Below are 18,390 nucleotides of genomic sequence, written 5' to 3'. Positions count from 1 at the left end.
ATGGCGATGAAAAACGGCTTACTGGCCCTGATTCTGGGCACGATGACCTTTGCCGCGCTGGCGGACGATAACGGCGGCGATCGGGTAAAACGCGGCGAGTATCTGGCGCGCGCGGGCGATTGCGTCGCCTGTCACACCAGCAAGGATGGCAAACCTTTTGCGGGCGGCCTGCCGATGGCGACGCCGATCGGCACCATCTACTCCACCAATATCACGCCCGATAAGGCGACCGGCATTGGCGACTACAGCTACGACGACTTCCAGAAGGCGGTGCGTCACGGCGTGGCGAAAAATGGCGATACCCTCTATCCGGCGATGCCTTACCCTTCCTATGCGGTGGTGAGCGACGAGGATATGCAGGCGCTTTACGCCTACTTTATGCATGGCGTCGCGCCCGTTGAGCAGGCTAATAAAGAGAGCGCGATTCCCTGGCCGCTGTCGATGCGCTGGCCGCTGGCGATCTGGCGTTCAATGTTCGCGCCGGACGTAAAAGCGTTCCAGCCTGCGGCGCAGGAGGATCCTGAGCTGGCGCGCGGTCGCTATCTGGTAGAGGGGCTGGGCCACTGCGGCGCCTGCCATACGCCGCGTAGCATTACCATGCAGGAAAAAGCGCTGAACAACGGTGAAGGCAGCGACTATCTGGCGGGCAGCAGCGCGCCGATTGACGGCTGGACCGCCAGCAACCTGCGCGGCGACAACCGCGACGGGCTGGGACGCTGGAGCGAGAACGACTTGCGCCAGTTCCTGCGCTATGGCCGTAACGATCATACCGCCGCGTTTGGCGGCATGACCGAGGTGGTGGAGCATAGCCTGCAGCATCTCAGCGATGAGGATATCGCCGCGATTGCGCGCTACCTGAAGTCGCTCGGCGCGAAAGATCCGAGCCAGGCGGCTTTTAGTCAGGACGACGCCACGGCGAAAGCGTTATGGAAAGGCGACGACAGCGCGACCGGCGCATCGGTCTATGTCGATAGCTGCGCGGCCTGCCATAAAACCGACGGCAGCGGCTATCAGCGCTTTTTCCCGGCGCTGCGCGGCAACCCGGTGGTGATGACTGACGATCCCACCTCGCTGATCCATATCGTGCTGGCGGGCGGTACCTTGCCGGGCGTAAAAGGCGCGCCGTCGACCATCACCATGCCAGCGTTCGGCTGGCGGCTCAACGATCAGCAGGTCGCGGACGTGGTGAACTTTATCCGCACCAGCTGGGGTAACGGCAGCCAGTCGAAGGTCACGGCGAAGGATGTGGCGAAGCTGCGTGAAGATAAGACGATAAAACCTTATCAGGGCAGCGCGGATATTCATCAGCTCGAAAACCCGTAGTGCTCAAAGGCACCCGGTTGACGCCGGGTGCCTTTTCCCGCCTCTTTAGCCTTTCATCGCGCGCTGACGCTTAAATATTTTCCAGATCGATGCCGCGCGTCTTCGGCCCGTAAATCCCTACCGAGAGCATCACAATCAGCATACTTGCCACAATAAAGGCGATAACGCCCTGGCTGCCCGCATACTGCAAGATCAGGCCGATCAGGATACTGCTGAATACCGTCGAGAGGCGGCTGAAGGAGTAGCAAAAGCCGACCGCGCGGGCGCGGATATGGGTCGGGAAAATTTCCGTCTGGTAGGCGTGATAGCTAAAGGTCAGCCAGGCGTTGGACCAGGTGATCAGGAAGCCGCAGACAATCAGCAGCGCCGGGCTGGTCTGAAAGGCGAACAGCGTGCCGAACACCACGGTCATCAGACAGGACAAAACGATCTGCCATTTATTCTCCAGCTTATCAGCGTAGCGGCTGGAGATCAGCGAGCCGAGCGGGTAGGCAAGGGTAATGAAAAAGGCGTAGAGCAGGCTGTGGGTGACGGTGGTCCCTTTGCCCGACAGCAGCGCTGGCAGCCAGTTGCCGAAGCCGAAAAAGCCGATCGCCTGAAAGAGGTTCATCACCACCAGCATCAGGGTGCGCTTGCGGTAAGCTGGCGCCCAGATTTCGCTGAACCGGCCGCGTTTTGGCAGCTGCGCCGCCGCGTCATCCGGCGGGAAATCCGCGCCGGGAGCGACGCCACAGCGTTTTTCCATGGCGCTCAACACCTGATGCGCCTCCTGATGGCGTCCCTGCTGCGCCAGCCAGCGCGCCGACTCCGGCAGATCCTTACGGATAAACCAGATCGCCAGCGAACAGATCGCGCCCGCGATCACCACCCAGCGCCAGCCCTCAAGACTCAGCACTGTTTGCGGCACCAGCCACCATGACATCAGCGCCACCGCAGGCACAGAAAGGAACTGCACAAAGAAAGAGAAGGCGAAGGCGCGGCTGCGCAGATGCGTCGGCACCCATTCCGAGAGATAGGTATCGATAGTGACCAGTTCGATGCCGAGGCCGATACCCACCAGAAAACGGAACAGAATAATCATCTCCGCGCTCTGCTGAAAAGCCATCAGCAGGGAGAAAATGCCATACCACGCCAGCGCGCACATAAAGGTCAGGCGGCGGCCGAAGCGGTCAGCATAGGGTGCCAGCAGGCTGGCACCAACAAACAAGCCGAGAAAGGTCGCGGAAGCGAAGGCGGCCTGATCGGCGATGCCGAACACGCCTGCGCTACCGGTATGGAAAACGCCAGCGGCCAGCAGGCCAGAGCTGATATAGCCGGTCTCGAACAGGTCGTAGAGTTCAAAGAAGCCGCCGAGCGCGAGCAGCGTAATAAAACGCCACAGGCCTCGCGATGACGGCAGGGCGTCGATGCGCCCCGCTAAGCTGCTGTTATGCGGCGTCGGCGCAGCGAACGCCGGCGCTATCCCTGAAGGGCAGGTTGTTGTCATTATTTTATGAACCTCGGTGTGACGGTGTTTGCCTGTCCTGCTAACGGCGTGGCGACGTTGTAAAAATAATTAACCGTTAGCAAGCGAAGAGATAGCAGAATAATCAATTCGGCGATCCTTGCCGAGAGGGTTGTTGGTGAGTTTTTAGCAACGTACGTTGCAGTTTTAGCCGTCCCTGGCAAGCCCGCTACGGCATCTGCGGATAGACCCCTGGGCCGATAGGCAATCCCAGCGCATACCAGGCGAGCAGCAGCGCAATCCAGGTGATAAAGAAGAGCACCGGATAGGGGAAAATCAGCACGTAATAGGTGCCGAGCTGCGCATCTTTCTGGTATCGCTGCAGGAAGGAGAGGAACAGCGGCAGAAAGGGCGACATCGGCGCCAGCGGCAGCACTGCCGAATCGGCGATGCGGAAGATCATCTGGGCGAAGGCGGGATGGAAGCCGAGCAGCATAAACATCGGCACGAATACCGGCGCAAGAATCGACCAGATCGCCGAACCGCTGGCGATAAACATACAGAGAAACGCCGACAGGAACATCAGGCCGAGGAAGGCTGGCGCGCCGCTGATGCCCGCGCTCTCCAGCACATCGGTCAGCCCGATGGCCATAAATTTGCCCATGTTGCTCCAGTTAAAAAAAGCCACGAACTGCGACAGCGGAAACACCATCACAATAAAGCCCGCCATGCTTTTCATCGGCTCCACCAGCAGCTGCGGAATATCATCCGGACGGCGGATCTGCTTCGTGACTGCGCCATAGACGATCGCCACGACAAAGAAGAACAGGATGATGATCGGCACGATGCCTTTGATAAAGGGCGACGGCACGATACCGCCGCTTTTCGGATCGCGCAGCGGCGCGTGTTCCGGCACGACCAGCAGCGCCATCACGCCGATAAACAGCAGCGCCGCGATGCCTGCCGCGCGCAGGCCGCGATTCTCCAGCGGCGTCAGGGCCGCCAGCCGCTCGCTGCTGCCTTCTTTCCACTGCGGCAGGCGCGGCTCGATAAACTTGTCGGTCAGAATGGCACCCGCCACGGTCAGCACGATTACGGAGGTGGCCATAAAGAACCAGTTGTCGATCACGCTCACGTGCACCGTATCGCTCACCGCTTTCGCCGCCTCGGTGCTGATGCCGGAAAGCAGTACGTCGGTGGTGACAATCAGCAGGTTGGCGGTAAAGCCGGACGCGACGCCCGCAATCGCCGCCAGCAGGCCCGCGACCGGATGGCGGCCCACGGCGAGAAAAATCAGCGCGCCGAGCGGCGGCATCACCACCAGCGCGGCATCAGAGGAGATATGGCTGAAAAAGGCGATAAACAGCACCATATAGCTGGCGTAGCGGCGGCTGACGCGCGACGCCATCTTCACCATCAGCGACTGCAGCAGGCCAACTTTTTCCGCCAGGCCCGCGCCGAGCACCAGCGCCAGAATCGAACCGAGCGGCGTAAAGCCGCTGAAATTTTTGATGATGTTGGGCAGGATCCACTGCAGGCCCGCGACGCTCAGCAAATTATTGACGCGCACCAGCTCGCCGCTGACAGGATTTTTTACCGCCAGATCGAGGCTGCTGATAATGGCGGTCGCCACCATCAGCACCAGGATCAGATAAACAAACAGCAGGAAGGGATTGGGGACTTTATTGCCGACCCGCTCAATCCAGCCGAACACTTTCCCAGGGCTGCGATTCTCCGACATTACGGTCATGTTATTCCTCGTCTTGTATGGTCGTGTTTGCGTTTTTTTATTGTGTTATCGGTCCGCGCCTGAGGCGCGGCCGTGGCTCAGTTGGCCAGTTTTGAAGGCGTGACGCCTTCAGGTATCGGACAGCGATAGGGCTGGGCGCGGCGCGCGCGCTCAAATTCGGCGCGACAGCGCGCCAGCGCCGGGTCATCGTTCAGCAGCTCCAGTACGGTGGCGGCCATCACTTTGGCCGCCAGCAACATGCCTTTATGCGCGATAGAGGTGCGTCCCTGCGCCACCAGCTGCCACGTATGAAGCGGGGTGCCGAAGGTAAAGCAGGGCGCGAAGCACTGCGCGACAGGCGTGACCCAGCTGACATCGCCGACGTCGGTAGAGCCGTAGAGCAGCTCGCGCATCGCCGCGCAGGGCGCTACCTCGTCCATCAGCAGCTTGTCGCCGTTCGCCTCGATCCAGGCCGCGCCCGCCTCGCCGCCGGTGCGCGCCGCATTGAGTCGGGCATTGCGGAGATCGTCCTCGCTGAGCGTGGCGCGGATCTCGGCGGCGAAGGCGCGCTCTTCGTCGCTGTAGTGCGGCAGACCGAAGTGATGCAAATAACGCTCCATCACCGCCTCCAGCGCGCGATTCGGCACGTAATTGGAGCACGCCTTGTCGAAGCGAACGGTGAGGTGCGTGTCGGTCATCAGCGCCGCGCCCTGGGCGATATTGATAACGCGCTGGTAAATCTCCTGCGCCTGCGGCAGCTCCGGCGCGCGGATCAGGTAGAGCACTTCAGCATCAGCCTGCACGACGTTAGGCGAGACGCCGCCGCTGTTGGTGACTGCATAGTGCAGCCGCGCCTCCTGCACGATATGCTCGCGCAGAAAGTTCGCGCCGGTGTTCATCAGCGTCACGGCGTCCAGCGCGCTGCGTCCGAGGTGCGGCGAATTAGCGGCGTGCGCCGCCACCCCTTTAAAGTGAAACGCCGCCTGGATATTCGCCAGCGTGCTGAGGTTAAACAGGCCGCTGAAGCCTTCGGGATGCCAGGTTACGGCGGCGTCGACATCATCGAACAGCCCCTCGCGCACCATAAAGGTTTTGCCGGAACCGCCCTCTTCGCCGGGGCAGCCGTAAAAGCGAATCGTACCGCGCCCGCCGTGTTGCTCCCTCCACGCCTTAAGCGCGAACGCCCCCGCCAGCCCTGCGGTGCCGAGCAGGTTATGGCCGCAGCCGTGGCCGTTGCCATTCTCCTCCAGCGGTTCAGGCCGCGCGCAGCCCGCTCGCTGGCTCAGCCCCGCCAGCGCGTCGAACTCGCCAAGAATGGCGATAACCGGTTTGCCTTCGCCCACGCTGGCGATAAAGGCGGTTTCAATGTTGCCGACGCCGCGCGTCACGGCGAAGCCTTCCTGCTCCAGCGCATCGGCCAGCAGCGCGCTGGAGCGAGTTTCGGCGAAGCGGGTTTCCGGCGTGTCCCAGATGGCGTCGCTGAGAGCGGTAAAGCGCGCCTGGTTAGCGTCGATATAGTCGCCGAGGAAATCAGCGCTCATCGCCCGCCTCCAAACTGCGACTGATTGAGTGCCAGCGTCGCCAGCATCTGCACCGCTTTACCCATTACGCTTTCGTCAAAATCGAACTTCGCGTTATGGTGGCCCGCTGCCAGCTCGCAGCCGAAAATCGCGTAGGTCGCCTGACCACCGCGCTGTTTTACCCGCTCCATCATATAGGTGGCGTCTTCCGATCCGGCGGCCTGCGCTTTGCTATCCACCACCGAGTCGAAGATGCCCAGCGCCTCCGCCTGCTGATGAAGGAAATCGACCCAGGGCTGCGTTGGCGTGCAGCTGCGCGCCGCGCCCATCAGTTTGACCTCATACTCCACGCCGTACATCGCCGCCGCGCCAGCGATAATACGCAGCGCCTGCTGGTAGATATCGTCGTTGACCTCATTGCTGACGCCGCGCGTCTCCACCTTCATCAGCGCCGTATCGGCCACCACGTTGCGGCCCGTTCCCGCCTGCAGTACGCCGACGTTGACGCGCGCTACGCCACCGCTGTGCTGCGGCAGGCCATGCAGACCCAGCGTGGCCTGCGCCGCCGCCAGTAAGGCGTTGCGACCCTCTTCAGGCTTGCCGCCCGCGTGCGCGCCGACGCCGGTAAAATGCACGTCCAGCTTGGTGGTGGCGAGGAAGCTGTCGCTGCCGCACACCAGCTCGCCGGCGGGCACGCCGGTGCCGAGATGGATGGCGGTAAAGAGATCGACATCATCCACCACGCCTGCTTCCACCATCGCCTTCGCGCCGCGCACGCCCTCTTCGGCAGGCTGAAAGATCAGCTTAATGGTGCCGCTCAGCTGCGACTTCATCGCCATCAGCACGCTGGCGAGGCCGAGCCCGATGGTGGTATGGCCGTCGTGGCCGCAGGCGTGCATCATGCCAGCGTTGCAGGAGGCGAAGCCTTCGCGCTGCGGCAGATGGTCAGCCGCCTGGCTCTCATTGAGATCCAGCGCGTCCATATCGACGCGGAAACCCATTACCGGGCCGGGGCGACCGGTCTCCAGCGTGGCGACAATGCCGCAAAAGCCGCCGGAGAAAGCGGGCAGCCACTGTGCCAGCGCTCCCTGCTGCAGCGCGCGCGCCTCCTGCTGCTTGAGGGTGTCGGCGTCGGGCAGCCCCATACGCGCCTCGGCATTGATTACCTCGCGGCCGAGCTGCAGCTGATAACCCAGCGTATGCAGCGCGTCGGCCACTCGCGTTGCGGTGCGGAATTCCAGCCAGCCGGATTCGGCGAACTGATGAAGATCGCGCCGCCAGTTTTGCATTTGCGGCGCCAGCGCCTGGACCTGTTCAGAGAGGGTTGTCATAGGAAATCCTTATTGTTGGTTTTTTATGCACAGTCCCGAATTTACACAAGCCTCTCTGGCCGCATAAGATGCAAATATCTTTCTCCTGATAAACAGTGGTTATCATGCCGTCACAGCTTAAGCTGCATCAGCTGCGCGCCTTCGTTGAGGTCGCGCGCCAGGGCAGCATCCGCGCCGCAAGCCGTCTCTCCGGGCTTTCCCAGCCTGCGCTGACTAAATCGATTCAGGAACTTGAGCAGGTTTTAGGCGCGCGGCTCTTTATCCGCCGCCAGCAGGGCGTGGTGATGACCGACGTGGGTGATAACTTTTTTCGCCATGCCAGCCTGGTTTTAGAAGAATTACGTGTGGCGCAGGAGGATATTCAGCAGCGGCTTGGGCTGGCGGGTGGACGGGTCAATATCGGCGTCGGCGGCAGCGTGGCGCGCACCATCATGCCGCAGGTGATCACCCAGTTTCACCGCGAATATCCGCTGGTTAAAGTGCGTATCGTGGAGGGGCAGCTGGTGTCGATGATCCCAGAGCTGCGCCAGGGCGAGCTTGATTTCACCATCAACACCTACGATCAGAGCCATCTCGATCAGGAACTGAGCTTTGAGAAAATGATGCAGCGCGAATACCGGGTGGTGATGCGTAAAGGGCATCCCATGGAGAAGGCGCGTTCGCTGGCGGCGCTACAGCAGTGCAACTGGACCATGCCGACGCCGAAAGGCAGCTACTACCGCCTGCTGCACGATCTCTTTAGCGAGCGCGGCATGGCGCCGAAAATCGTGGTCTCCTGCGAGACGTTTATGGCCTGTACCAGCCTGGTGGCGCAGAGCGATTTCGTCAGCATTTTGTCGGTGGACGTGATCAACGACCCGGTGCTGGGCCATCAGCTGGTGGCGCTGGAGCTGGACGATCCGCTGCCGAAAGCGACCTTCTATTTGATTCAGCGAAAGGATACCGCGCTGACGCCGATGAGCGCCTACATGGCGCAGCTGTTCCGGCGTTATTGTCAGTAAAAACAAAGGGTAAACTCTATCGTCTACACTGTTAAGGTGCTGTAAAAATCCAACCGACAAATGGAGGTGAAGATGCAAGTCAGTCCTTATCTGTTTCTCTACGGCCGTTGTGAAGAGGCTATCGACTTTTACCTGAAGGCCACCGAGGGAGAGCTGCTCTATAAAATGACGTTCGGCGATATGCCGGATCAGGGCGAACAGGTTGGCGATCAGTCTGCGCCGCCGCTGCCGCCGGAGAAGATTATGCATGCCCATCTGCGTATCGGTCAGGGCGAGCTGATGCTGAGCGATGGCAATACCGATCAGCCTCCGGCATCGGAGCACGCCGGTTATGCGGTGAGCCTTTCGACTACCGATGTGGAGCAGGGCAAAGCCTGGTTTGAGAAACTGTCGGCTGGCGGGAAAGTGACGACGCCGTGGCAGGAGACCTTCTGGTCAAACGGATTCGCCATGTTTATTGATAAATTCGGCATCCCGTGGCGTATTAACGTGGTGAAGCCGCAGCACTAAGTTATATAAGTGCTCACGCGGTTAGCCTGATCCGATCGCAAAGACGCTCAAGGCATCCCTGCGCGCTCGGCCCGCGACATCCTTGTCGCGGGACGCTTTGCTCTTCGGCTCAGGCTAACCACTTTGTCAGTGAGGTGCGCTTGACTGTTTTATCAGAAGTTATAGCCCGCCACCAGGTAGTAACCCCAGCCGGTCGATTTCACTTCAAACGGCCCGCGGCCAAAGTTCAGCTCCTGACCGTCCGCCCACTGTCCGCCGTTATGGAAATAACGCGCCACGGCAGAGATATGCCAGTGATCGTAACCCAGTGACAGAATATGGCTGGATGCGATGGAGTTGCTGGTACGCGAAGCGTCTGACTTGTCGCGCAGGTCAGAACCCCAGTCAAAGTTGGTAAAGCCGATATAGCTCAGGTTGCCGCCCCACAGCGTGGTGATCGGCACCATATATTTCACCTTGAAGCGATAGCCATCCCAGCTGTTCTCATTCGCCGCGCCGTAGTTTTCCCACTGGTATTTGGCGTAAACGTTAAGCGACAGGCCAACGTCGCTGTGCGTATCGATATCGGTGCCGAGACCCATATACCAGGTGTTCTGACGGTTATCGCTGTTGCGGCCCATATCGTAGATATAGTTGTTGGCGAAATACCACTCTTTGAACGGACCGAAAGCCAGGCTGGTGCCGGTCAGCTTATCAATAGAGAAACGCGGCTCAATTTCCATGAACATCGGCGAGCCGTGGTCGAAAATACCGTTGGCGTTACTGTTGCCCATGCCGAAGAAGTTGGTCAGGTCGAGGTAGCCGTAAAAATCGAACCAGTCTTTTTTGGCAAAAGCCTCATATTCCAGATAGACATCATTATTGAACTGCGGCCCGAAGCGGGTGTGATAGCTGCCTACCACGTTAACGCTCTGGTGCCACCAGTCGGAAAGATATTGCGGATCACTTTCGGCGGCGTGCGCGCTGCCAGCCAGAGAGGTCGCCAGCAAGGCTCCTGCTATCAAGGTTTTAAATGTCATTCTCATTAACCACATGCTTTCGACCACGCCTGAACGCAGTCAAGGTGAAATCAATCCCAGAGTAGGGCGGCGGAAATGTAACCGTTTTTTACTGCCGGTTTCTAGCCTGCGTAGCCTGACCGTTACAGGGCGATAGAAAATAGATTTTGCTCACGTTTGTCAAAATGTGTTGCATTGCATTTACGTGAAATTGTGAAGTTCATCACGAAAATAAGCAGCAGCGAACGGAACGCCGCAACCGTTTACGTTGTCGGCATCGCGCGCGAACGTGAAATTCAAGGCAGGGTGACGCGAACCTGCAAACCGCAGATAACGCCTTGAGGGTTGAGACAGTTGGAGAGGGCAACCTGGATATGGTGTTTCTGCGCCACGCTGCGCACTATTGATAACCCTAAACCGCTGCCCTGCGCCTTCACCGTGGGGGCACGAGTAAAGCGATCAAAGGCGCGATCGATAAAGGTTTCCGGCATGCCAGGCCCATTGTCGACGATATCGACCACGGTACGATCGCCAACGCGGTGCAGCAGCACGTCCACCAGGCTGCCTTCCGGCGTGTGCAGCATGGCGTTGCCGATCAGGTTATCGAACAGGCTGCGCAGCTCGGAGCGGCTCGCCTGCAGACGATAGTGGGTCGAGCCGTTAAAGCCGATATCGATGCCGCGCTTATCGGCCACCACCATCAGTTGCTCAATGCTCTCTTTCAGCAGATCTTCCAGCTCAATATGCTCAACCGAGGCAACGACGGTTTTATCCTCCTGCCGAGAGATATTAAGCAGCTGCGTCACCAGATGGCGCGTGCGCGTGACGCCTGCCTCCAGTTGATCGAACTGGCGGCTCGCTTCGCCGGGCTGAATATGCTGACGCAGGTTCTCCAGCTGCAGCGTTACCGCGGTCACCGGCGTGCGTAGCTCGTGCGCGGCGTCCTCAAGAAACTGGCGCTGCGACGACCAGGCGGCGCGCAGCTTATTGAGCAGCGAGTTGTACGCCTCCACCAGCGGCAGGATCTCGTCCGGCAGTCCTTCCGGCGAGACGAGATGAGGATGCAGCGTCTCCTGCGCCGCGATTTCACGCGACGCGACGCGCAGATCGCGGGTTATTTTGCGCACCACCAGCCAGATCACCAGCAGCGAGAGCGGCATCATTAAAATCATAGGGATAATGGCCGACAGCGCGCGCTGTACCATTACGGAACGCATATAGCTCAGGTTATGCATAACCTGAATGGTCTTGATCTCGCTGCCCGGCTCGCCGGGGCGCGTATAGATACGCCAGGCGCACTCGTTGCAGTCGCCGACGTCGATATCGTGCCACCCTTTTTCCGCCTGCAGCGGCGCATGCAGCTCCGGCCAGGAGCTGGCGCGCAGCTTGCCGTTGCTGTCCCACAGCTGCACCACATAGGCGCTTTTGACCTTGTCGGCGTGCAGCATCAGCGGCATCAGCGCCGGGATCTCTTTATTGGTCGCCCAGGCGTCGGCGATTTTCGACAGCTGGTCATCCTTCATGGTACCAATCATCTCGCCGTAGCAGCTGAAGAAGTACCAGGTGACGCCGCCAATCATCAGCAGATGGATAATCAGCAGCGTACTCAGCAATTTATTACGCAGGGAGCGCATAAAGGTAAAAGGTTTCATAATGCAGGCACGCGCCAGCCGAGTCCGCGCACGTTGCGGATGGCGTCATTGTCGAGTTTGCGGCGCATGCCGTGGATAAGCACATCGACCGCGTTGCTGGTTACCTCTTCACCCCAGCCGTAGATGCGGTTCTCCAGCTGTTCCCGCGACAGGATCGCGCCGGGACGCTCCAGCAGAGCGTAAAGCAGCGCATATTCGCGCGCGGTAAGCTGCTCGCGCTGACCCTTATAGAGCACTTCGCGCGTCATCATATCCAGCTGTACGTCGCCGCTGCCGAGCAGCGAGTCCGCCGCGCCGTGGCGACGCCGGGTAATTGCGCGCATGCGCGCCAGCACTTCTTGCAGATCGAAAGGCTTCAGAAGGTAGTCATCGGCGCCGCTGTCGAGTCCCTGCACGCGCTGCGCCACGGTATCGCGCGCCGTTAAAATCAGCACCGGCGTGGTATCGCCGCGTCCGCGCGCGCGCTTCAGCACCTGCAGGCCGTCATCGCGCGGCAGGCCGAGATCGAGCAGCACGCAGGTATAGTCACCTTCGCTCCAGGCGTGATGCGCGAAAACGCCGTCGCGCACCCAGTCAACCGACCAGCCTGTGGCTTCCAGCGCCTGCTGCAGGTTGGCGCCGATCATTTCATCATCCTCCACCAGTAGCACGCGCATGAAAAATCTCCTCGTTGATAAGTAGCCGCAGTTTACGCCGGGATTATTAGCACAGAATTAAAGCTGCCGCACAGCGCGCCCTGCGGCGCGCGATGCTAATTCTGCGCTAATTTTCCGCTAATTAAGGGATAAATTTCCTGCGTTAAAGTGGGTTCACTGAAGATCATGCCGTATCAGGAGGAACTCATGAATCAGCGCGAATTTATTCGTAGTTTGCTGCAGTGGATTGAAAACAACTTAGGTCAGGATCTGCATCTGGATGAGGTCTCGCGCCGCTCGGGCTATTCCCGCTGGCACCTGCAGCGTCTGTTTCGTCAGCATACCGGCTTTTCGCTGGCGGAGTATATTCGCCAGCGCCGTCTGACCGAATCCGCTCTGCTGCTGCTGAACAGCAACGAGGCGATTCTGCAGGTGGCGATGAACTACGGTTTCGATACCCAGCAGGCCTATACGCGCACCTTTAAAAATTATTTCCGCGTGACTCCAGGGCAGCTGCGACGTCAACGGCGCGTCGAGCCGGACCGGCTGCTGTTCCCGCTGGCGATGGCGAGCTAAGGTCAGCAAACAGGTGTAACGGATCGCTGAATTGTTTAGTCTGCTTTTTTCCGGCGGACAAAGACAATCATGGATAACAGCGAAAACTTAACGGCGATGATGATGTTCGCCCGCGTGGTGGAGTGCAGGAGCTTCAGCGAAGCCGCGCGCGCTCGGCCTGTCGAAATCCCACGTCAGCCGGGAGATCGCCCGGCTTGAGGTGCGGCTGGGATTTAAGCTGCTGCAGCGCACCACGCGCAAACTGGCACTGACCGAGCTGGGTCAGGCCTACTATCCTTTCTGCACCCGCATGCTGGCGGAGATGCATCGCGCCGACGCCTTTGTCCAGCAGCTGCATCAGAACGTTGCAGGCAACGTGCGGCTGCAGGCGCCGGTCACCTACGGCTGCCAGTGCGTGGTACCAGCGCTCAATCCTTTTCTGCGTCGCCATATCCATATCAACGTCGATCTCGACCTGACCGATCGCGGCAGCGATCGGCTGGAAGAGCAGGTCGATATCGCCATTGTTATTCGCGCCCGCGCGCCGCAGGGGGCGCACGTTCGGGTGTTAGGTAATATCGACTGGGGACTCTACGCCGCGCCGGACTATCTGGCGCAGCGCCCGCCCGTTACCCATCCCGATATGCTGCCGCGTCACGATTTGCTGATGTTTCACGGCCCGGCGCATACCGCCGCGCTCCCTTTTCGCCGCGATAAGCAACGACTGGCGATCGACGTGCGCAGCCGCTTTCGCGCCAACAACAGCATGGCTTTGCTCAACGCCGCGCAGGCGGGCAGCGGCATCGCCTATCTGCCTTCCTATATGGCGCAGGCGGCGCTGGCGCGCGGCGAAATCACCCAATTGCTGACGGAGTGGCAGATGGATCGCCTGCAGAGCTATCTGCTGCTGAAAGAGGCACAGCCCGCCGCGCCGATCAGCCTGCTGTGCGACGCGCTTATCGCCGCGCTGAGCGGCTGATTGTTGCTGTCTGGCAACAGCGGGCGGCGCTGAGTAATTATCGCGGCGGGACTGTTGTTCGCGCATCAACGCCGCTAGCCTGAAGGTCAAATAAGACGGAGGGCTTTATGGAAGCGATCGCCGCGCCAGACGCGCAAATCTGGAAACGTAACTTATGGGTCTGCGTGCTGGGCTCGTTCAGCACTATCGTGGCGATGACGCTACTGCTGCCGTTTCTGCCGCTCTATGTGCGTCAGCTTGGCGTGACGGAACCGGCGGCCATCGCGCGCTGGTCCGGGCTGGCCTATGGCGCGACCTTCTTCAGCGCCGCGCTGACCGCACCGCTCTGGGGCAGGCTGGCGGATCGCTATGGCCGCAAGCTGATGCTGATCCGCGCCAGCCTCGGCATGGCGATCGCGATGGCACTGATCGGCATGGCAAGCGCGCCCTGGCAGCTGGTGGCGCTGCGCCTGCTGGCGGGGCTGCTTGGCGGCTACGCCTCCGGCTCAACCATTCTGGTGGCCTCCCAGACGCCGAAGGCGCAGACGGGCTGGGCGCTCGGCGTGCTCTCATCCGGGATTATGGCGGGCAATGTCGTCGGCCCGCTGTTAGGCGGCGTGCTGCCGCCGCTGATTGGCATCCGCCATACCTTCTGGCTGACCGGCGGCGTGATTTTTCTCGCCTTCCTGGCGACCGCGTTTCTGCTTAAAGAGCTGCCGCGTCAGCCTGCGGCGACGCATCGCGCCGACAGCAGGTCGGGCCACCTCAATCACGGCGTAGTAAGGCTGATGTGGCTGTCGGGGATGCTGCTGATTTTCGCCAATATGTCGATTGAGCCGATTATCACGCTCTATGTCGGGCAGTTTGTTCAGGGGGAGCACGCCGTCACCGTTACCGCCGGGCTGGTGATGGCCGCAGCCGCGCTGGGCAGCATTCTTTCTGCGCCGCAGCTGGGCAAACTGGCTGACCGTATCGGCCACTGGCGCGTGCTGAGCGCCGGGCTGCTGGTCTGCGCGATGCTGCTTATTCCTCAGGCGTTTATTACCGCCGCGTGGCAGCTGGTGGTGCTGCGCTTTTTAATGGGGATGGCGCTGGGCGGCCTGTTGCCCTGCATCACGGCGATTATTCGGCACAGCGTGCCGGAAGGGCAGGTCGGCCGTATGCTTGGCTACTCTACCTCGGCGCAGTATATCGGCCAGGTAAGCGGCCCGCTGTTCGGCGGCTTTATTGGCGGGGCGTTCGGCATGCGGCCGGTATTTTTGCTGACGGCGGCGGTAATGGTGCTGTGCGGGGCGGTAAACTGGTGGCAAAGCCGGAAGGAGCAGCAATAAAAAAAGCGGACCGAAGTCCGCTTTTTTAATCACCTCAACGAGGCTTATTTCTCATCAGGCAACGCATAGGCAATAACATAGTCGCCCAGCTTGGTGCCGAAGGAACCATGACCGCCTGCTGCGATGACAATGTACTGCTTGCCGTTCGCTTCATAGGTCATCGGGGTCGCCTGGCCGCCAGCCGGCAGACGCGCCTGCCACAGCTGCTCACCGGTTTCGGTGCTGAAAGCGCGCAGATAGTTATCTGCGGTCGCACCGATAAAGAACACCTTACCGGCAGTGGCGATCGGGCCACCCAGCATCGGCATACCCATCTTGAACGGCAGCGGAACCGGCGCGCTGTCGCGCGTGGTGCCGATACGTTTCTTCCAGACGACTTCATTGGTTTTCAGATCGACAGCAGAAACGTAGCCCCAGGCCGGCTGTTTACACGGCAGACCAAACGGCGACAGGAACGGGTTCAGCTCTACGCCGTACGGCACGCCGTACTGCGGCTGGATACCGGTTTCGGTGCCTGAACCACCGTTCGCGCCTTCTGGCGGCTCGATCGGGTTGCCCGGACCGCGCGGCACCAGTTTAGAAACAAACGGCAGCGCCATCGGGTTGGCAATAGCGATCTGGCGATGCGGATCGACCGCAATACCGCCCCATTCGAACATGCCCAGGTTGCCCGGGAACACCAGCGTGCCCTGCTCGGACGGCGGAGTGAACGGACCTTCGTAGCGCAGACGCTTGAAGATCACGCGGCACACCAGCTGGTCATACAGGGTTGCGCCCCACATATCCTTGTCCGTCAGATTCTGCTTCGGACGGAAGGTAAGCTCGGAGTAAGGCTGCGTCGGCGAAACGTGGTCACCTTTCGCTGCACCCTGCGGAACCGGGGTTTCCGGCGCAGGTACAACCGGCTTGCCGGTACGGCGATCCAGCACAAAGATGTTGCCGGTTTTCGCCGGGGCGTAGATCACCGGAACGGTATTGCCGTCTTTATCGGTGATATCGGCCAGCGTCGGCTGCGACGGCAGGTCCATGTCCCACAGATCGTGGTGTACGGTCTGATAGGACCATACCAGCTTACCGGTGGTGGCGTTCAACGCCAGCACGCTGCTCGCATAACGCTCCTGCTCCGGCGTACGGTTGCCGCCCCAGATATCCGGGGTAGAAACGCCCATCGGCAGGTAAACGGTATCCAGTTTCGGATCGTAAACCGCCGGCGCCCAGGAGTTCGGCGAGTTCATGGTGAAGGTGTGTTCGTCAGCCGGGATAGCGTTAGGATCTTTCGCGCCCGGATCGAAGACCCACAGCAGTTTGCCGGTGTTAACGTCGAAGCCGCGGATCACGCCTGACGGCTCGCGGGTCGAGTAGTTATCGGTTACCGCGCCCGCAATCACGATAGTGGTATCGGTGATAACCGGCGGTGAGGTCGGCTCATACTGACCGGAGGTAGTAACCGGCTGCTTGTGCTGCAGATCCAGCTCGCCGTTGTTGCCGAAGGCAGGGCAGCGCGCGCCAGTTTCCGCATCCAGCGCGAACAGGCGACCATCGTTTACCGGCAGGTAAATACGGCGCGAGCAGAACGCAGGCTGGCTGTTAGCAGCATCGGCCGCAGCAGGCACTTCGTGGTAAGAGACGCCGCGACAGGTGACATGCTGGAAGGTCGGGTTCGGTTTCAGGCCCGGATCGAATTTCCACTTCTGCTTGCCGGTGGTCGCGTCGAGCGCGAACAGGATCTGGTGCGGCGAGCAGAGATAGAGGGTGTCGCGAACCTTAATCGGCGTCACTTCGTCGGTGATTTCACCCGGATCGTTCGGGGTTTTCAGATCGCCGGTCTGGAACTGCCAGGCAACCTGCAGGTTCTTCACGTTCCCTTCGTTGATCTGCTTCAGCGGGGAGAAGCGGGTGCCCTGCTGGTCACGCGCATAGGCGGGCCAGTCGGCGTCGTCGATATTGCTCAGCGGCTGTGCTGGCGTGGCGTTCTGCGCGGTTTCCGGCAGCTTGCCGTTCACCGTCTGCGGATCGTTAAACACCGCATAGGCCAGCACGAGAGCGCTGGCAATCAGCGCCACAGCCATGCTGCCCAGCGCGGCTTTGCTGCCAGCGTTTACGCTACGGTAAACGAAGGGCAGGATCAGCCAGACGCCGAAGATCACCAGCACGTCGGTGCGCGGCGCCAGGGCCCAGAAGTCAGTACCGACTTCCCACACGCCCCAAATCAGGGTGCCGATCAGCAGCAGCGCATAGAGAACCAGCGCGGTGCTTTTGCGACGTGACAGCAGATAAGCGGTGATAAGCATAACCACACCGCCGATAACGTAATACCAGGAACCTCCGATAGCGGCTAACCAACCACCGCCAATCAGCATAAACGCGCCCGTCAGGAATGCGAACAGTACCGTCAGGAAACGAATTACGCCAAAAGATGAGGAACTTTTCCCCATAATGTCGACCTCGTTTTTTTGCCATAAAAACACAGAAAACAACGCATTAGGCTGTTTTCACGTCATAAAGTACGTAAGAAAGCAGGTGTTCAATGCTGCTCTTTCCGTGAGCAACGCAGTCCATGTGAGTTAAATTTTATAGCAAAAACGTTAAGAGGTTTGATTTTTTTAGCGCTTTGCGCTTGAGCGCGTAATTAGGACGACATTTTATGGGGTTTTACGCTGCGTTATGGCGCGAAGCCTGCGCCCATAACGCTAGCGGTTGGGTTTTTCCTCGGTAATTCAGCTAAGCAGGGAGCCTGCGCGTCGCTGCTGCTGCCAGCCAGATATATTCAACGCCTTCATCACCTCGGCGGGCGGCGCGGGCTGAGCGCTGCGGACAATAACCTTAATGTCTCTTTCAGCAAATGAAGATAATAAAAAGGGAAAGGTGAATTTTTGATAATTAGCGTTAAAGAAATCTTCGCTTAACACGATGCCGGAAAAAGGAAAAGATTCTATCAGCCGCCAGTCAGCGCCGGGCGGGGCAAAGTCGAGTAGCCAGAAGTGAAAAATATTTGTTATTTCAGGCAAAGCGAGGCGGCACTCTTTCAGAGTCTCATAGTTAATGGCAAGACGGATCCGTGAATTTTGCCAGTTACAATATTGTTCCGGCGCGGCAATGATTTGTTTAAGTTGCTTTACCGCGACGGGAATAATCATTAAGGCTGCTTCATTTGCAGAATGATTCGTCCACGCAACTATGTCGGTATTATTATTGGTTTCTTTAACATCATCCAGTAAGTAAGGTTTTGAATAACAAAAACCCAGCAGCGTACCTGCCGGGCAGAGAATATTTTCAGTAACATATGGATTGTACAAGCTATTTTCCATGCATCTCTGGTTAAAAGAAAAAGTCGGACAAAATTGAAAATTGTTTTTCAAGGTAACGCTCAGGTTACTGCTGGACTCAATATAAAACGGAATTA

General features: G+C 59.5%; 14 protein-coding genes and 1 pseudogene. 6 read left to right on the top strand and 9 right to left on the bottom strand.

All coding sequences use genetic code 11. From position 1 onward, the window contains the following. Positions 1–6: 6 nt before the first annotated feature. Positions 7–1,323, top strand: coding sequence for a cytochrome c (locus MHZ89_RS12855; RefSeq protein WP_311783297.1), 1,317 nt, complete (start codon positions 7–9; stop codon positions 1,321–1,323). A 70-nt stretch (positions 1,324–1,393) separates the two neighbouring features. Here MHZ89_RS12855 and MHZ89_RS12850 read toward each other — a convergent pair whose 3' ends face one another. From MHZ89_RS12850 to MHZ89_RS12835, 4 genes are all read right to left on the bottom strand, one after another. After that, the gene (locus tag MHZ89_RS12850; protein ID WP_311783296.1) at positions 1,394–2,809 is read right to left on the bottom strand and encodes an MFS transporter; all 1,416 of its coding nucleotides are present in this window, start codon (positions 2,807–2,809) and stop codon (positions 1,394–1,396) included. 187 nt (positions 2,810–2,996) lie between these two features. Further along, positions 2,997–4,517: a p-aminobenzoyl-glutamate transporter gene (gene abgT / locus MHZ89_RS12845; protein WP_311783295.1), complete on the bottom strand. Its 1,521-nt coding sequence runs from the start codon at positions 4,515–4,517 to the stop codon at positions 2,997–2,999. 77 nt (positions 4,518–4,594) lie between these two features. After that, positions 4,595–6,037 (bottom strand): M20 family metallopeptidase, encoded by a 1,443-nt coding sequence (locus MHZ89_RS12840; RefSeq protein WP_311783294.1) that lies wholly within the window; start codon positions 6,035–6,037, stop codon positions 4,595–4,597. Continuing rightward, a complete protein-coding gene (locus MHZ89_RS12835; RefSeq protein ID WP_311783293.1) occupies positions 6,034–7,347 on the bottom strand; it encodes a M20 family metallo-hydrolase in 1,314 nt (437 codons plus the stop codon). Before MHZ89_RS12835 ends, MHZ89_RS12840 begins: the two co-directional genes overlap by 4 nt. 104 nt (positions 7,348–7,451) lie before the next feature. On the opposite strand from MHZ89_RS12835, the gene MHZ89_RS12830 reads away from it, so the two are divergent. Together MHZ89_RS12830 and yjdN are read left to right on the top strand one after the other, a co-directional pair. Further along, positions 7,452–8,348 (top strand): LysR family transcriptional regulator, encoded by an 897-nt coding sequence (locus MHZ89_RS12830; protein ID WP_311783292.1) that lies wholly within the window; start codon positions 7,452–7,454, stop codon positions 8,346–8,348. A gap of 72 nt (positions 8,349–8,420) precedes the next feature. Further along, positions 8,421–8,858 (top strand): VOC family metalloprotein YjdN, encoded by a 438-nt coding sequence (gene yjdN, locus MHZ89_RS12825; RefSeq protein WP_311783291.1) that lies wholly within the window; start codon positions 8,421–8,423, stop codon positions 8,856–8,858. 152 nt (positions 8,859–9,010) lie between these two features. On the opposite strand, the gene MHZ89_RS12820 is transcribed toward yjdN, so the two are convergent. The 3 genes from MHZ89_RS12820 to MHZ89_RS12810 form a co-directional block, all read right to left on the bottom strand. Beyond that, on the bottom strand, positions 9,011–9,877 hold the full coding sequence (locus tag MHZ89_RS12820; RefSeq protein ID WP_311783290.1) for a nucleoside-specific channel-forming protein Tsx: 867 nt from the start codon (positions 9,875–9,877) through the stop codon (positions 9,011–9,013). Positions 9,878–10,152: 275 nt separating this feature from the next. Further along, a complete protein-coding gene (locus MHZ89_RS12815) occupies positions 10,153–11,508 on the bottom strand; it encodes an ATP-binding protein (RefSeq protein ID WP_311783289.1) in 1,356 nt (451 codons plus the stop codon). Then, entirely contained in the window at positions 11,505–12,164 is a 660-nt protein-coding gene (locus MHZ89_RS12810; protein WP_120455248.1) for a response regulator, read from the bottom strand. Before MHZ89_RS12810 ends, MHZ89_RS12815 begins: the two co-directional genes overlap by 4 nt. Positions 12,165–12,350: 186 nt before the next feature. On the opposite strand from MHZ89_RS12810, the gene MHZ89_RS12805 reads away from it, so the two are divergent. The 3 genes and pseudogenes from MHZ89_RS12805 to MHZ89_RS12795 all read left to right on the top strand — a co-directional run bounded on the left by MHZ89_RS12805 (position 12,351) and on the right by MHZ89_RS12795 (position 14,987). Beyond that, positions 12,351–12,719, top strand: a complete 369-nt coding sequence (locus MHZ89_RS12805; protein ID WP_103793698.1) for a helix-turn-helix domain-containing protein — start codon at positions 12,351–12,353, stop codon at positions 12,717–12,719. 69 nt (positions 12,720–12,788) lie between these two features. Further along, positions 12,789–13,677: pseudogene (locus MHZ89_RS12800) on the top strand (LysR family transcriptional regulator). Positions 13,678–13,784: 107 nt separating this feature from the next. Next, positions 13,785–14,987 (top strand): MFS transporter, encoded by a 1,203-nt coding sequence (locus tag MHZ89_RS12795; RefSeq protein ID WP_311783288.1) that lies wholly within the window; start codon positions 13,785–13,787, stop codon positions 14,985–14,987. 44 nt (positions 14,988–15,031) lie between these two features. Here MHZ89_RS12795 and MHZ89_RS12790 read toward each other — a convergent pair whose 3' ends face one another. Continuing rightward, positions 15,032–17,422 (bottom strand): glucose/quinate/shikimate family membrane-bound PQQ-dependent dehydrogenase, encoded by a 2,391-nt coding sequence (locus MHZ89_RS12790; protein ID WP_311783287.1) that lies wholly within the window; start codon positions 17,420–17,422, stop codon positions 15,032–15,034. Positions 17,423–17,704: 282 nt separating this feature from the next. After that, entirely contained in the window at positions 17,705–18,295 is a 591-nt protein-coding gene (locus MHZ89_RS12785) for a hypothetical protein (RefSeq protein ID WP_311783286.1), read from the bottom strand. Positions 18,296–18,390 lie beyond the last annotated feature (95 nt).

Origin of the sequence: Pantoea sp. ACRSB, assembly GCF_022346905.1 — a bacterium.
Classification (GTDB): Bacteria; Pseudomonadota; Gammaproteobacteria; order Enterobacterales; family Enterobacteriaceae; genus Pantoea; species Pantoea piersonii.
Note: the sequence above shows the minus strand (reverse complement) of the source record. Positions and strands in the feature narration are given on the sequence as shown.

Excerpts from the sequence above, each read along its gene's own strand:
- MHZ89_RS12855 (WP_311783297.1), top strand. The coding sequence starts at position 7 with ATGAAAAACGGCTTACTGGCCCTGATTCTGGGCACGATGACCTTTGCC.
- MHZ89_RS12850 (WP_311783296.1), bottom strand. The coding sequence starts at position 2,809 with ATGACAACAACCTGCCCTTCAGGGATAGCGCCGGCGTTCGCTGCGCCG.
- abgT (WP_311783295.1), bottom strand. The coding sequence starts at position 4,517 with ATGACCGTAATGTCGGAGAATCGCAGCCCTGGGAAAGTGTTCGGCTGG.
- MHZ89_RS12840 (WP_311783294.1), bottom strand. The coding sequence starts at position 6,037 with ATGAGCGCTGATTTCCTCGGCGACTATATCGACGCTAACCAGGCGCGC.
- MHZ89_RS12835 (WP_311783293.1), bottom strand. The coding sequence starts at position 7,347 with ATGACAACCCTCTCTGAACAGGTCCAGGCGCTGGCGCCGCAAATGCAA.
- MHZ89_RS12830 (WP_311783292.1), top strand. The coding sequence starts at position 7,452 with ATGCCGTCACAGCTTAAGCTGCATCAGCTGCGCGCCTTCGTTGAGGTC.
- yjdN (WP_311783291.1), top strand. The coding sequence starts at position 8,421 with ATGCAAGTCAGTCCTTATCTGTTTCTCTACGGCCGTTGTGAAGAGGCT.
- MHZ89_RS12820 (WP_311783290.1), bottom strand. The coding sequence starts at position 9,877 with ATGACATTTAAAACCTTGATAGCAGGAGCCTTGCTGGCGACCTCTCTG.
- MHZ89_RS12815 (WP_311783289.1), bottom strand. The coding sequence starts at position 11,508 with ATGAAACCTTTTACCTTTATGCGCTCCCTGCGTAATAAATTGCTGAGT.
- MHZ89_RS12810 (WP_120455248.1), bottom strand. The coding sequence starts at position 12,164 with ATGCGCGTGCTACTGGTGGAGGATGATGAAATGATCGGCGCCAACCTG.
- MHZ89_RS12805 (WP_103793698.1), top strand. The coding sequence starts at position 12,351 with ATGAATCAGCGCGAATTTATTCGTAGTTTGCTGCAGTGGATTGAAAAC.
- MHZ89_RS12795 (WP_311783288.1), top strand. The coding sequence starts at position 13,785 with ATGGAAGCGATCGCCGCGCCAGACGCGCAAATCTGGAAACGTAACTTA.
- MHZ89_RS12790 (WP_311783287.1), bottom strand. The coding sequence starts at position 17,422 with ATGGGGAAAAGTTCCTCATCTTTTGGCGTAATTCGTTTCCTGACGGTA.
- MHZ89_RS12785 (WP_311783286.1), bottom strand. The coding sequence starts at position 18,295 with ATGGAAAATAGCTTGTACAATCCATATGTTACTGAAAATATTCTCTGC.